Origin of the sequence: Clostridium sp. UBA5119 (genome assembly GCF_002414285.1) — a bacterium.
GTDB lineage: Bacteria > Bacillota > Clostridia > Clostridiales > Clostridiaceae > Clostridium_J > Clostridium_J sulfidigenes.
Genome location: NZ_DHYX01000001.1, coordinates 1 through 14,735, shown reverse-complemented (window position 1 = coordinate 14,735; position 14,735 = coordinate 1). Strand labels below are relative to the sequence as shown.

Here is a 14,735-nt window from a genome sequence, read left to right as displayed (position 1 = left end):
ACATTTTTATTTTCACTTTTTATATATTCTTAATTATTTTTTAGATAATTGCTCTTGAATACTCTTTGGAACTTCTTCATAGTGATCAAATACCATTGAGTAAACACCTCTACCTTGTGTTTTTGATCTTAAAGTAGTTGCATATCCAAACATTTCAGATAATGGAACGAAGGCTCTAATAATTTGAGCTCCATTAATAGCTTCCATACCATCAATTCTTCCTCTTCTTGAGTTTACATCTCCCATTACATCTCCCATGTACTCTTCTGGAACTGTAATTTCAACTTTTTCCATTGGCTCAAGTAATACTGGGTCAGCTTTAGCCATAGCATTTTTAAATGCCATAGATCCAGCAATTTTAAATGCCATTTCTGATGAGTCAACTTCGTGGTATGATCCGTGTACAAGTCTAATCTTAAAGTTTATAGTCTCATAACCAGCAATTATACCATTCTTAGCTGCTTCTCTTATACCATTATCAATTGGAGCAATATATTCTTTAGGAATAGCTCCTCCTACAACAGCATTTTCAAATACATATTCACCTTCGATTGGTTCCATTTCTATTACGCAGTGACCATATTGTCCTTTACCACCTGATTGCTTAGCATATTTAGCTTCAGCCTTAACAGCTTTTCTAATTGTTTCTTTATAAGCAACTTGTGGTGCACCAACGTTACATTCAACTTTGAATTCTCTTGTTAATCTATCTACTATAATATCTAAGTGCAACTCACCCATACCAGCGATGATTGTTTGACCTGTTTCTTGATTAGTATAAGTTTTGAATGTTGGATCTTCTTCAGCAAGTTTTGCTAAAGCTATTCCTAGTTTTTCTTGACCAGCTTTTGTCTTTGGCTCAATAGCTACAGATATAACTGGCTCTGGGAATTCCATTGATTCAAGAATTATTGGTTTATCTTCTGAACATAAAGTATCTCCTGTTGTAGTTCCTTTAAGTCCAATAACTGCTCCGATTTCACCTGCTTCTAACTCTTCTACTTCTTCTCTATGGTTAGCATGCATCTTAACAAGTCTTCCAATTCTTTCCTTTTTACCCTTGGTTGAATTAAGTACATAAGTACCACCTTTCATTATACCTGAGTAAACTCTTGTAAATGCAAGTTTTCCTACGAATGGGTCAGTAGCAATTTTAAATGCTAAAGCAGACATTGGCGCTTCATCTGATGCTTCTCTTGAATCTTCTTCTCCATCTAATGTAGTACCATTAACAGCAGGGATATCTAGTGGAGATGGTAAATAAGCAACAACGCCATTTATCATTTCTTGAACCCCTTTGTTTTTATATGATGATCCGCATATACATGGAACTATTTCATTTGCTATAGTAGCTTTTCTTAATGCAGCATGTAATTCCTCTTCAGTGATCTGTTCACCTTCAAGGTACTTCTCCATTAACGCTTCGTCAGTTTCTGCTATAGCTTCTATCATAGCCATTCTATACTCTTCAGCTTTATCAGCTAACTCTGCTGGAATTTCTTCAATTCTTACATCAGTTCCTAAATCATCATAAGTTATGATAGCATGATTAGCTATTAAATCTATCATTCCCTTAAAGTTCTCTTCTGCACCTACTGGAATTTGTATTGGCACTGCATTAGCCTTTAATCTATCTCTTACAGTTTTAATACATCTGAAGAAATCAGCACCAGTAGCATCCATTTTATTAACATAAATCATTCTTGGAACACCATACTTGTCTGCCTGTCTCCAAACAGTTTCAGTTTGTGGCTCAACTCCACTCTTAGCATCAAGTACTGTAACAGTTCCATCTAGAACTCTTAATGATCTCTCAACCTCAACTGTAAAATCTACGTGTCCAGGAGTGTCTATAATATTTAATTCATGATCTTTCCAAAAACATGTAGTTGCAGCAGAAGTAATTGTTATACCTCTTTCTTGTTCTTGAACCATCCAGTCCATTTGAGATGCACCTTCATGAGTTTCTCCTATCTTATGAGTTTTACCAGTATAAAATAAAATACGCTCTGTTGTTGTAGTTTTACCTGCATCTATGTGAGCCATAATTCCGAAATTACGGAATTTCTCTAAAGGGTATTTTCTAGCCATTCCTATTTCCTCCTCTTAGCGAGTAATTTTAAATTCGACAAAACTGTTTTGGCCTTAGCCAAAACAGTTCTTGTATTAGTATCTGTAATGAGCAAAAGCCTTATTTGCTTCAGCCATTTTATGAGTATCTTCTCTCTTCTTAACTGCAGCTCCTGTGTTATTTGAGGCATCGATTAACTCGTTAGCTAATCTTTCTCTCATATATTTCTCGCCTCTTTTTTCACAAGCTAGCAACATCCATCTAATACCTAATGTTTGTCTTCTCTCTGGTCTAACCTCGATAGGTACTTGATATGTAGCTCCACCTATTCTTCTAGCTTTAACCTCAAGTAATGGCATTATATTGTTCATAGCTGCCTCAAAAACCTCTAGAGGTTCTTTTCCAGTTTTTTCACGAATGATATCGAAAGCATCATAGCATATCTTTTGTGCTACACCCTTTTTTCCATCTTCCATAACACTGTTTATTAATTTAGTAACAACTTTTGAATTGTACATTGGATCTGGTAATACATCTCTTTTTGCAATAAATCCTTTTCTTGGCACTTTTCTTCCCTCCTTAACATTGTAAAATTAACTCATAGGTACTCGATATTTCTACCGCAAAGTGCTCTGCTCTTATAATCTATGTAAATCTATATAAATTCGAAGGCATAGCACTCTTTAATTAAGACCTATTTTTGTTTTGGTCTCTTAGCACCGTATTTAGATCTTGATTGTAATCTGTTTGCTACTCCAGCAGAGTCTAAAGCTCCTCTGACTATGTGGTATCTGCAACCTGGAAGGTCTTTTACTCTTCCTCCTCTTATAAGAACAACGCTGTGCTCTTGTAGGTTGTGTCCTTCACCTGGAATATAAGCAGTTACTTCGTATCCGTTTGTAAGTCTAACTCTCGCTACTTTTCTTAACGCTGAGTTTGGCTTCTTAGGAGTACTTGTTTTAACTACAGTACATACTCCTCTTTTTTGTGGACACTCTTTTAATGCTGGTGCTGTAGATTTTGAAGCTAATGTCATTCTACCTTTTCTTACTAATTGGTTTATAGTTGGCATTATTTCACCTCCTTAAAATAATTACTAATGCTTATCTATTCACACAATAATATTATGATAGATATTCTATAATAAATTAGTCATTAGCAAACCTTAAATTATGAGTGCAGTTGCAGCTGAAACATCAATTCCACATAATACACCTAGTTCTTTCATAGTATCAATTTCTATAATTTCTAGGGATCTGTCTGCTGCTAATTTAAGTATAGGTTCTAGTAGTTTGCTATCTGCATCTTTTGCAACATACAGCTTACAACCTAGATTGTTCTTTAAGGCTTTAGCTGTTTGCTTTACTCCAACAACCTTTTCCCCAACAAGTCTAGTCACCATACTAACCCCCCTCATAATTTGAATTCATAAAGTGATAAAATACTATTTTATCAATCACATACAAAATGTATTTTATCACTTTATATAATTCATGTCAATAGAACTAACTCTAAGATTAAGCGTTAATTTCTACCTCTGCAACTGGCTGATTTTCACAGATTTCAATTCCCCTGTATCTATTCATACCAGTTCCAGCAGGAATTAACTTACCTATAATTACATTTTCCTTTAATCCTACAAGCGGATCTATCTTTCCTTTGATAGCTGCATCTGTAAGAACTCTTGTAGTCTCTTGGAATGACGCTGCTGATAAGAATGAATCAGTTGCTAGTGCTGCTTTAGTTATTCCTAATAGTGCAATCTTACCCTCAGCTGGTTTTCCACCTAGTGCTAAAGCTTTTTCATTTGCTTCTTCAAAATCAAATATATCCATCATTGTTCCTGGTAGTAACTCAGTATCACCTGATTCTTCTACCTTTATTTTTCTAGTCATTTGTCTTATAACTACTTCAAGATGCTTATCGTTTATATCAACACCTTGTAATCTATAAACTTTTTGAACCTCAGATAAAAGATAGTTTTTAACACCCTTAACACCTTTAATTCTTATTATGTCATGTGGATTTACTGATCCTTCAGTGATTTCATCTCCAGCGTCTATTATATCTCCATTGATTACTTTAATTCTTGAACCAAATGGTATTTCATAAGTAAACTCTTCACCGGAGTTACTTGTCACTATAACAGTTCGCTTTTTCTTAGTTTCTTCCATTCTTACTGTACCTGCACAGTCACTTACTATTGCAAGCCCCTTTGGTTTTCTGGCTTCAAATAATTCTTCAACCCTTGGAAGACCCTGAGTAATATCTGCTCCAACAACTCCACCTGTATGGAATGTTCTCATTGTAAGCTGAGTTCCTGGTTCTCCTATAGATTGAGCTGCTATAATACCAACAGCCTCACCTATGTCGATTTTTTGAGCTGTTGCCATGTTCATACCATAACATTTAGCACATACCCCTATTTTAGCGTTACAAGTAAATACAGATCTTATTTTAACTTTCTTAACGCCGGCTTTCTCAACTTTTTCTGCAATAGCAGCATTCATATACTCATCACATTTAACTAGAACTTCTCCTGTTTCTGGATGGACTATATCTTGAGCACTATATCTTCCAGAAAGTCTTTCGCTTAGTGGTTCAATTACTTNNTTCACTAACTTCATAACCTTCTTTAGTTCCACAATCCTCTTGTCTTACTATAACATCTTGACTAACATCAACAAGTCTTCTTGTTAAGTATCCAGAGTCCGCAGTTTTAAGGGCTGTATCAGCATTTCCTTTTCTAGCTCCGTGAGTAGATATGAAATATTCCAATACTTCAAGTCCTTCTCTAAATGAAGCTCTGATTGGAAGTTCAATGATTTTACCTGATGGACTAGCCATAAGTCCTCTCATACCTGCTAATTGTTTAATTTGGCTCTTAGATCCTCTGGCTCCTGAGTCAGCCATCATATTTATCGGATTAAACTTATCTAAGCTATCCATAAGCGCGTCAGCTACTTCCTCAGTTGTTTTTGTCCACTTGTCTATAACTTTTTCATATCTCTCTTCTTCAGATATGAATCCTCTTCTATACATCTTTTCTATCTTTTCAATAGTATTATCAGCATCTGCAAGTAATTCTTTCTTAATTTCTGGAACTTCCATGTCAGAAACAGCTACTGTTACAGCTCCGATAGTAGAGAAATGATATCCTTTTGCTTTTATATTATCAAGCATCTTAGATGTTTCAGAAGGACCATATAATGTGTAACATTTATCTATTACATTTCCCAAGTTTTTCTTGCTCACTAAGAAATCTATCTCTAATTTAAATTCATTTTCAGGTAGAGTTCTATCAATAAAACCTAGATTTTGAGGTATTGATTCATTAAATATAAGCTTTCCTAATGTAGTATCTATAATTCCATAACGTTTTTCCCCATTAATAATTTTAGATACTTTAACTTTAATAGCTGCATGTATATCTACATCCTTAACTTCATATGCCATCATCACTTCTTCTGGTGATGAGAACATTCTTCCTTCACCCTTAGCGCCTTCTTTATCTAATGTTAAGTAATAAGAGCCAAGAACCATATCTTGAGTAGGTACACAAACCGGTTTACCATCTGAAGCTTTCATAATATTGTGCGCTGCAAGCATTAAAAATCTTGCTTCTGCTTGTGCTTCAACTGATAGAGGAACGTGTACCGCCATTTGGTCTCCATCAAAGTCAGCATTATATGCTGTACATACAAGTGGATGTAGTTTTATAGCTCTTCCTTCTACAAGTATTGGTTGGAAGGCTTGAATTCCTAATCTATGAAGTGTTGGAGCACGGTTAAGTAATACTGGATGATCTTGAATAACCTCTTCAAGGACATCCCATACTTGAGGCTGAACTCTTTCAACCATTCTCTTTGCACTCTTAATGTTGTGTGCAACTCCACTTTCAGTTAACTTTTTCATAACAAACGGCTTAAATAATTCTAATGCCATTTCTTTCGGAAGTCCACATTGATACATCTTAAGTTCAGGCCCAACAACGATAACTGAACGTCCAGAGTAGTCAACACGCTTACCAAGCAAGTTTTGTCTAAATCTTCCTTGCTTTCCTTTAAGCATATCTGATAGAGATTTTAATGGTCTATTTCCTGGACCTGTTACTGGTCTACCTCTTCTTCCATTATCAATTAGTGAATCTACTGCTTCTTGAAGCATTCTTTTCTCATTTCTAACGATAATATCAGGTGCTTGTAAATCTAGTAACTTTTTAAGTCTATTATTTCTATTTATTACTCTTCTGTATAAATCATTTAAGTCAGATGTAGCAAATCTTCCACCATCTAATTGTACCATTGGTCTTAAATCTGGTGGTATAACAGGTATTACATCTATAATCATCCACTCTGGTTTATTGGTTGATTTTCTAAATGATTCTACAACATCAAGTCTTCTAATAGTTCTTATTTTCTTTTGTCCTGTACTTGTTTTAAAATCTTCTTTAAGTTCTGCAGAAAGCTTATCTAAATCTATATCTTGTAATAAAACTTTTACAGATTCTGCACCCATTCCTGCTACAAAGCCATCATAACCATATTTATCTACAGCTTCTCTATAGTCTTTTTCTGTTAATATTTGCTTCTTATCAAGTGGTGTATCCTTTGGGTCTAACACTACATAAGCAGCAAAATAAAGTACTTTCTCTAAAGAACGTGGTGACATATCAAGAATTAATCCCATACGAGATGGAATTCCTTTAAAATACCAAATGTGAGATACAGGGGCAGCTAGTTCTATATGCCCCATTCTTTCACGCCTTACTTTAGATTTTGTAACTTCAACTCCACATCTGTCACACACTATACCTTTGTATCTAACTCTTTTGTATTTACCGCAATGACATTCCCAGTCTTTCATTGGTCCAAATATTCTCTCGCAGAACAGACCATCTCTTTCCGGTTTTAATGTTCTATAGTTGATTGTTTCAGGTTTTTTTACTTCCCCTCTAGACCACTCTCTGATCTGTTCTGGTGAAGCTAACCCTATTTGTATTGCATCAAAATTATTTAATTCAAACAAGGGTACATCCTCCCTTCAATTTAATGTTCATCATTAAAATCATCTAAAACTAAATCACTGTCTAGGTCAGATTCTATATCAATATCTAAACCTGAATCTAGATTTGGCTCCAATTCATCATCAAAATCATCTAATTTTATGTCTTCAAAATCTGAATCTTCTTCTACATCTGATGAATCAGTATCTATTGGTTCAATAAGTTCTTTTACAGGTTCTTTAGTAAAAGAATCCTCTTTACCTTCTATGTTTACCTCTAAATCTTCAACTTCGTCATCGACAGATTCTTTAAGTTTAATTTCCTCATGATTCTCATCTAAAAGCTTAATATCTAAGCATAATGCTTGAAGTTCTTTAATAAGTACCTTAAATGATTCTGGAACTCCTGGCTCAGGTATATTTTCACCTTTTACAATAGCCTCATAAGTTTTAACTCTACNNACCGAATTGTGCTTTACCACCCAATGGTTGCTGAGTAACTAATGAGTATGGACCTGTAGATCTAGCATGTATCTTATCATCAACTAAGTGGTGCAGCTTTAATATATACATGTAGCCTACTGTAACCCTATTATCAAACGCTTCTCCTGTTCTTCCGTCATAAAGTACAGTTTTACCATCTCTATTATATCCTGCTTTTTCTAAGCAATCTTGAATTTCTGTATCTAAAGCACCATCAAATACTGGAGTAGCTATATGCCATCCAAGTTCACTGGCAGCCCATCCTAAATGAACCTCAAGTACCTGACCTATATTCATACGTGATGGAACTCCTAGAGGGTTTAAACATATTTGAAGTGGTCTTCCATCAGGTAAGAATGGCATATCTTCTAATGGTAATACTCTAGATATAACACCTTTATTACCGTGTCTTCCCGCCATCTTATCTCCAACAGATATTTTTCTCTTTTGAGCTATATAACATCTTACTAATTGATTTACACCCGGTGGAAGTTCATCAGCATTTTCTTTTGTAAATACTTTTACATCTACAATTATACCAGCTTCTCCATGAGGAACTCTTAGTGAAGTATCTCTTACTTCTCTTGCTTTCTCTCCGAATATAGCTCTTAATAATCTTTCTTCTGCTGTTAGTTCAGTCTCTCCCTTAGGAGTAACTTTACCTACTAAAATATCTCCTGACCTTACTTCTGCACCTATCCTTATTATTCCACGTTCATCTATGTCTTTTAGAGCATCCTCACCTACGTTTGGTATGTCTCTTGTAATCTCTTCTGGTCCTAGTTTAGTATCTCTAGCTTCTGATTCATATTCTTCAATGTGAACTGAAGTAAAGATATCATCTCTTACTAGTTCCTCAGATATAAGCATAGCATCCTCGTAGTTATAACCTTCCCAAGTTATGAATCCAATTCTAATATTTTTACCTAATGCAATTTCTCCTAAATCTGTAGAAGGACCATCAGCTAAAACCGTATTTATGTCAACTTTTTCTCCTTTATCAACTATAGGACGTTGATTTATACAAGTACCAGAGTTAGATCTCTTGAATTTTAATAGGTTATATACATCTGTACCACCATCTATATCTCTTTTTATTCTTATTTCATTTCCACTAACATAAGATACAACTCCTGCATTCTTAGCCTTAGGTAATACTCCTGAGTCTACTGCAGCTTTATATTCTATACCAGTACCAACTACTGGTGCTTGTGTTTTTAGAAGTGGAACTGCTTGCCTTTGCATGTTTGATCCCATCAGAGCACGAGTAGCATCGTCATTCTCTAAGAAAGGTATCATTGCTGTAGCAACTGATACAATCTGCCTTGGGGAAATATCAATTAGATCAACTTGCTCTCTTGGTACTATTATAACTTCTGATTTTTCTCTAACAGTAACTTTTTTATCTATGAAGCTTCCATCTTCAGCTAATGGCTCACTAGCTTGTGCTACAAGATAATTATCTTCTTCATCAGCAGTTATATATATAATCTTATCTGTAGCTTTACCTGTTTCCTTGTCAACAACTCTATATGGAGTCTGCATAAATCCATATTCATTAACCTTAGCATATGTAGCTAATGAGTTAATTAACCCTATGTTAGGTCCTTCTGGTGTCTCTATAGGACACATTCTTCCATAATGAGAATAGTGAACGTCTCTTACTTCAAATCCTGCTCTTTCTCTTGATAGTCCTCCTGGTCCTAATGCAGATAATCTTCTTTTGTGTGTTAACTCAGATAATGGATTTGTTTGATCCATGAATTGTGATAGCTGTGAACTTCCAAAGAACTCTTTTATAGCTGCCACAACAGGTCTTATATTTATTAAAGCCTGTGGAGTAATTATTTCTTGATCTTGAACAGTCATTCTTTCTTTGACTACTCTTTCCATTCTTGATAAACCAATTCTAAATTGGTTTTGTAATAATTCACCTACAGATCTTAATCTTCTATTTCCTAAATGGTCTATGTCATCTACATATCCTATTCCGTACGCCAATCCCAATTCATAGCTTAATGTAGCATATATGTCGTCTCTAATTATATGTTTTGGAACCAACTTGTTTGCGCTAGCCTTTATTTGTTCTTTAATTTCATCTTCATTATGATATGTTTCTAATATTGCTTTTAATGTAGGATAGTGAACATATTCTTTAATGTTTAGCTCAGAAATATCAAAGCTTACATGTTTAGATAAATCAACAAAGTTATTTCCTATAACTCTTATAACTCTATCATCAACCTGAATGTCTACAGAATTTATACCTAAGTTTTGTATTTCTGCAGCTAATTCTCTACTTATTTTACTTCCCTTTTCAACTATAATCTCACCTGTAGAAGGATTAATTATGTTTTCAGCAGCTATTTGATTAGTAATTCTCCATTTAACAGCTAACTTCTTATTAAATTTGTATCTACCTACTTTTGATAAATCATATCTTTTCGCATCAAAGAATAAAGACTCTATCAATGAAATGGCACTATCCACAGTTGGTGGCTCACCAGGTCTTAGTCTCTTATAAATCTCTAGTAATGCATCATTCTTTTCTTTTGTATTATCTTTTTCTAAGGATGCTTTAAGTCTCTCTTCTTCTCCAAAAACCTCAAGAATCTCAGCATCACTTCCATAGTTTAGCATTACCCTCATAAGTACTGTAATAGGTAACTTCCTTGTCTTGTCTATTCTTACATAAATTACATCATTAGAGTCAGTCTCGTATTCTAACCAAGCTCCTCTATTTGGTATAACTGTTGAGGAAAATAACTTTTTACCAGTCTTATCAACAGTATAATTATAATATACTCCTGGAGATCTAACTAACTGACTTACTATAACTCTTTCAGCTCCGTTAATAACAAAGGTTCCTTGATCAGTCATTATTGGGAAATCACCCATAAAGACTTCTTGTTCCTTTATTTCTCCTGTTTCATTATTTTGTAACCTAACTTTCACCTTTAATGGTGCTGCATAAGTAGTATCTCTTTCTTTGCACTGCTCAACAGAATACTTAATGTTCTCCATATCCAATTTATAGTTGACAAATTCTAAAGATAAGTTGCCAGTATAATCTTGTATAGGATTAATATCATCAAATACCTCGTGCAATCCTTCAGCTAAAAACCAATCGTATGAATCAATTTGAACTTCGATTAAGTTTGGCATTTCAGCCGTATCTTTTACTTTGGAAAAGCTCATTCTTTCCCTTTTACCAACTTTTACAGGATGTACCATATAATTTTCACCCCNNACACTTTCCCCTAGGACTTTGTGTTTCGGACTTACACTTATTCATCATGCAATTCTATCCAATTTACAGAAAAATATTCACATAATTATAATTCTATATAAATATACGAAGAACTTTCTCCCTTAAATATGGACATATACATGACTTGATTTACTTTATTCGCATTGAATTATATTATCATTATTTTTATTTAATGTCAATATATAATATACTTATTTATTAAGTTATCTTTATTTCTTTTGTTACAAAAATGGAGTACTTAAATTAAGTACTCCACAATGTAAATCCATTGACTTACTATTTTACTTCTACAGTAGCTCCAACTTCTTCAAGTTTAGCTTTCATGCTTTCAGCGTCATCTTTGCTTACAGCTTCTTTAATTGTTTTAGGAGCTCCATCAACTATATCTTTAGCTTCTTTTAATCCTAATCCAGTTATTTCTCTAACAACTTTTATAACTTTTATTTTTCCAGCTCCAGCGTTAGTTAATACTACGTCGAACTCAGTTTTTTCTTCAGCTGCTGCTCCAGCAACTGCTCCACCTGCAACTGCTACTGGTGCTGCTGCACTTACTCCAAATTCTTCTTCACAAGCCTTAACTAACTCGTTTAATTCTAAAACACTCATATCTTTTATAGCTTGAATTATATCTTCTCTTGTCATTTTAAAATGCACCTCCGAAATTTTTAAATTATATTTTTTATTTTCTCTACGTTTTCTAAATTCTTACTTAGACTAATTACTCTGCTGCTTCTTCACCTTTTTTCTCAGCTATAGCATTTAATAAATATGCTAAGTTTGAAAGTGGAGCCTTGAAGCTTCCAAGTAGTTTTGCAATAAGTACATCTCTTGATGGAATTGATGCGATCTCTTTAATTTGAGCTTCACCAAATAACTCACCTTGGACTACTCCTGCTTTTAATTGAAGTTTTTTATGAGTTTTTGCAAAGTCATTTAAAACTCTAGCTGGTGATGTTGGATCATCATATCCTAAAGCTATTGAAACTGGTCCTTGAAGATATTGATCTAATCCTTCAATTCCTAATTCCTTTGCAGCTAATGTAACTAGTGTATTTTTATATACTCTATATTCAACACCTGCTTCTCTTAGTGCTTTTCTTAATTGTGTATCTTCTTCAACATTTAGTCCTTGATACTCACTAAGAACAACTCCTTGAGCTTTTTCTAACTTTTCCTTTATTTCAGCAACTTTTGCTTCTTTTAAAGATCTATTTTTACTTTGCACTGTGTATCCACCTCCTTACAGCTTTCACTGTATATTAAAAAATTAAGGTCTCTCCGCAGACACGAAGAGACCAATAAAATCATTTATTAGCATCCTCGGTAGGTATTTAGTTACGCTTTTCAGCACCTACTGTCTACGGAATATATTCAACTTTTGTATTATAGCACATTAAAAAATTTAATGCAATATTAATCTAACACTTTTGTTGGATTAATTTTTACTCCTGGTCCCATAGTTGATGCTACAGTAACAGATTTAATATATTGTCCTTTTGCAGCAGCTGGTTTAGCCTTAACAATAGCATCCATTAAAGTATGGAAGTTATCCATTAACTTTTCAGATCCGAAAGACTTCTTACCAATTCCTACGTGAACTATAGCTGTTTTATCTACTCTGTATTCAACTTTACCAGCTTTAATATCATTTAGAGCTTTTGCTACATCAAATGTAACAGTACCTGATTTAGGGTTTGGCATTAAACCTTTAGGTCCTAATACTCTACCTAGTCTTCCAACTACACCCATCATATCTGGAGTAGCTACAACTACGTCAAACTCAAACCAGTTCTCTTTTTGGATTTTATCTACTAGTTCTTCTGCTCCAACGAAATCAGCTCCAGCAGCTTCTGCTTCTTTTGCTTTGTCTCCTTTAGCGAAAACTAATACTCTAACAGTTTTACCTGTTCCATGAGGAAGTACTACTGCTCCTCTTACTTGTTGATCTGCATGTCTTGGGTCAACACCAAGTCTTACGTGAACTTCTATTGTTTCATCGAATTTAGCTTTTGATGTCTTTATTGTAAGTTCCATAGATTCTGCTGGTGTGTATAGAGCATTCTTGTCTATCAACTTAGCGCTTTCTATGTAATTCTTTCCCATTTTAGCCATTTTGCATCCTCCTTTGTGGTATTAACGGTTTTTGCCTCCCACCGAATTAATTGAAATTACTCTTCGATTACTATTCCCATGCTTCTAGCTGTTCCAGCTATCATGCTCATAGCAGCCTCTAATGATGCAGCATTTAAGTCTGGCATCTTTAATTCAGCTATTTCTTTAACTTTAGCTGCTGAAACTGTTGCAACCTTAGTTCTGTTTGGAACGCCTGATCCACTCTCTATTCCAGCTGCTTTCTTTAATAATACTGCTGCTGGTGGAGTTTTTAGTATAAAACTAAATGATCTGTCTTGGTAAACTGTAATTACAACTGGTATTATCATACCTGGCTGATCTGCAGTTTTTGCGTTGAACTCCTTACAGAATCCCATAATATTTACACCGTGTTGACCAAGTGCAGGTCCTACTGGTGGTGCTGGTGTTGCCTTTCCTGCAGGAAGTTGAAGTTTTATCATTCCTGTTATTTTCTTAGCCATGAGTTTACACCTCCTATATTGTGGTAATCGGACTTTTATAAGTCCTCCCACTTAAATAGAACTTAGTCTTTTAGACATCATTCTACTAAGTCTTAAAGTTTTTGTATTTGATTAAAATCAAGTTCAACAGAAGTTTCTCTGCCAAACATGTTAACTAATCCTTTAATTTTATGTTTTTCTATAGATATTTCAGTAATTGCAACAATGAAGTCTTCAAATGGTCCTGATACAACTTTCACTTGTTCTCCAACTTCAACATCTACAGTAACTTGTTTTTCAACTATTCCCATATTGTGAATTTCATCTTCTGTTAAAGGCACCGGTTTTGATCCAGGACCTACAAATCCAGTAACTCCTCTAGTATTTCTAACAATATACCAAGAATCATCAGTCATAACCATCTTAACCATCACATATCCTGGAAATACTTTTCTTAATGTAACCTTTTCTTTGCCATCTTTGATTTCTACTTGTTCTTCCATAGGCACTTGAATATCATGAACGAATTCTTCAAGATTTCTATTTTCAATGGCTTTTTCAAGATTAGCCTTAACTTTATTCTCATATCCAGAATATGTATGAACTACATACCATCTTGCTTTTTCTCCTGTCATAGCTACAGGGGCGTAATTCTACCGTCCCCTTACCTCCCTTTTAAATTATTTAAAAATCAAATTAAAAAGGTTTTTAAAACCAGCATCTAACAAACCTACAGTTATTGCATAAAGAAGACAAAAGCATATTACCGCCATAAGAGCTTTCTTAAGCTCATCTTTTGTAGGCCATGTTACTCTTTTAAATTCCGCTTTTAAGTCGATAAAAAACTGTACTATCTTCATTCGTTTTTTAGGGTTAATTACCTTACCCTCAACTTTTTCAGCCATAATTTTCACATCCCCAAAATATTTCAAGTTCTTAAAGAACTATTTTGTTTCTTTATGAAGTGTATGTTTGTGGCAGAATCTGCAGTATTTTTGCATTTCGATCCTGTCTGGATTATTCTTTTTATTTTTCATTGTGTTATAGTTTCTTTGTTTACATTCAGTACATGCTAAAGTTATTTTAACTCTCACAATCTACACCTCCTAGTTTATGCGTATTTAATTTTATTATAAAACCAATATTTTTTTCTTGATAATATATCGTTAACTGCAATTGCTACTTAAACAACTTATCACAAGTTTCCACTTATGTCAATTGTAAATAATTCCTTGCAATCATCATACTATAAAATCATTAAAGATACCCTATTGATTTTTCTTTTAAAAGGACTAGGTTTAGAACCCAGTCCTATTTTAAATCTTAATTATTC

General features: G+C 34.1%; 11 protein-coding genes, 2 pseudogenes and 1 other annotated feature. All 13 genes and pseudogenes read right to left on the bottom strand.

Annotation, left to right across the window (positions count from 1 at the left end):
* Nucleotides 1–33: 33 nt before the first annotated feature.
* The 13 genes and pseudogenes from fusA to rpmG all read right to left on the bottom strand — a co-directional run bounded on the left by fusA (nt 34) and on the right by rpmG (nt 14,496).
* Entirely contained in the window at nt 34–2,091 is a 2,058-nt protein-coding gene (gene fusA, locus B2671_RS00065) for an elongation factor G (RefSeq protein WP_346868563.1), read from the bottom strand.
* 75 nt (nt 2,092–2,166) lie between these two features.
* Entirely contained in the window at nt 2,167–2,637 is a 471-nt protein-coding gene (gene rpsG, locus B2671_RS00060; RefSeq protein ID WP_035135028.1) for a 30S ribosomal protein S7, read from the bottom strand.
* A gap of 128 nt (nt 2,638–2,765) precedes the next feature.
* A complete protein-coding gene (gene rpsL, locus B2671_RS00055; RefSeq protein ID WP_035135030.1) occupies nt 2,766–3,143 on the bottom strand; it encodes a 30S ribosomal protein S12 in 378 nt (125 codons plus the stop codon).
* Nucleotides 3,144–3,236: 93 nt separating this feature from the next.
* A complete protein-coding gene (locus B2671_RS00050; protein ID WP_150842120.1) occupies nt 3,237–3,473 on the bottom strand; it encodes a ribosomal L7Ae/L30e/S12e/Gadd45 family protein in 237 nt (78 codons plus the stop codon).
* Between the two features lie 115 nt (nt 3,474–3,588).
* Nucleotides 3,589–7,099 (bottom strand): annotated as a pseudogene (rpoC, locus tag B2671_RS00045) (DNA-directed RNA polymerase subunit beta').
* A gap of 20 nt (nt 7,100–7,119) precedes the next feature.
* A pseudogene (rpoB, locus tag B2671_RS00040) lies at nt 7,120–10,792 on the bottom strand (DNA-directed RNA polymerase subunit beta).
* 313 nt (nt 10,793–11,105) lie between these two features.
* Nucleotides 11,106–11,471 (bottom strand): 50S ribosomal protein L7/L12, encoded by a 366-nt coding sequence (gene rplL, locus B2671_RS00035; protein ID WP_346868562.1) that lies wholly within the window; start codon nt 11,469–11,471, stop codon nt 11,106–11,108.
* Between the two features lie 76 nt (nt 11,472–11,547).
* Entirely contained in the window at nt 11,548–12,054 is a 507-nt protein-coding gene (gene rplJ, locus B2671_RS00030) for a 50S ribosomal protein L10 (protein ID WP_035135037.1), read from the bottom strand.
* Between the two features lie 31 nt (nt 12,055–12,085).
* Nucleotides 12,086–12,211, bottom strand: a sequence feature (ribosomal protein L10 leader region).
* A gap of 31 nt (nt 12,212–12,242) precedes the next feature.
* Nucleotides 12,243–12,932: a 50S ribosomal protein L1 gene (gene rplA / locus B2671_RS00025; RefSeq protein ID WP_035135051.1), complete on the bottom strand. Its 690-nt coding sequence runs from the start codon at nt 12,930–12,932 to the stop codon at nt 12,243–12,245.
* Between the two features lie 65 nt (nt 12,933–12,997).
* A complete protein-coding gene (gene rplK / locus B2671_RS00020; protein ID WP_035135039.1) occupies nt 12,998–13,423 on the bottom strand; it encodes a 50S ribosomal protein L11 in 426 nt (141 codons plus the stop codon).
* 92 nt (nt 13,424–13,515) lie between these two features.
* Nucleotides 13,516–14,037: a transcription termination/antitermination protein NusG gene (nusG, locus tag B2671_RS00015; RefSeq protein WP_035135041.1), complete on the bottom strand. Its 522-nt coding sequence runs from the start codon at nt 14,035–14,037 to the stop codon at nt 13,516–13,518.
* Between the two features lie 45 nt (nt 14,038–14,082).
* Nucleotides 14,083–14,307, bottom strand: a complete 225-nt coding sequence (gene secE, locus B2671_RS00010; protein WP_035135043.1) for a preprotein translocase subunit SecE — start codon at nt 14,305–14,307, stop codon at nt 14,083–14,085.
* A gap of 39 nt (nt 14,308–14,346) precedes the next feature.
* On the bottom strand, nt 14,347–14,496 hold the full coding sequence (gene rpmG, locus B2671_RS00005; RefSeq protein ID WP_035135045.1) for a 50S ribosomal protein L33: 150 nt from the start codon (nt 14,494–14,496) through the stop codon (nt 14,347–14,349).
* Nucleotides 14,497–14,735: the final 239 nt, after the last annotated feature.

What these genes read in the sequence shown, in the direction of transcription:
- fusA (WP_346868563.1), bottom strand. Translation starts at nt 2,091, where the DNA reads ATGGCTAGAAAATACCCTTTAGAGAAATTCCGTAATTTCGGAATTATG.
- rpsL (WP_035135030.1), bottom strand. Translation starts at nt 3,143, where the DNA reads ATGCCAACTATAAACCAATTAGTAAGAAAAGGTAGAATGACATTAGCT.
- B2671_RS00050 (WP_150842120.1), bottom strand. Translation starts at nt 3,473, where the DNA reads ATGGTGACTAGACTTGTTGGGGAAAAGGTTGTTGGAGTAAAGCAAACA.
- rplL (WP_346868562.1), bottom strand. Translation starts at nt 11,471, where the DNA reads ATGACAAGAGAAGATATAATTCAAGCTATAAAAGATATGAGTGTTTTA.
- rplA (WP_035135051.1), bottom strand. Translation starts at nt 12,932, where the DNA reads ATGGGAAAGAATTACATAGAAAGCGCTAAGTTGATAGACAAGAATGCT.
- rplK (WP_035135039.1), bottom strand. Translation starts at nt 13,423, where the DNA reads ATGGCTAAGAAAATAACAGGAATGATAAAACTTCAACTTCCTGCAGGA.
- nusG (WP_035135041.1), bottom strand. Translation starts at nt 14,037, where the DNA reads ATGACAGGAGAAAAAGCAAGATGGTATGTAGTTCATACATATTCTGGA.
- secE (WP_035135043.1), bottom strand. Translation starts at nt 14,307, where the DNA reads ATGGCTGAAAAAGTTGAGGGTAAGGTAATTAACCCTAAAAAACGAATG.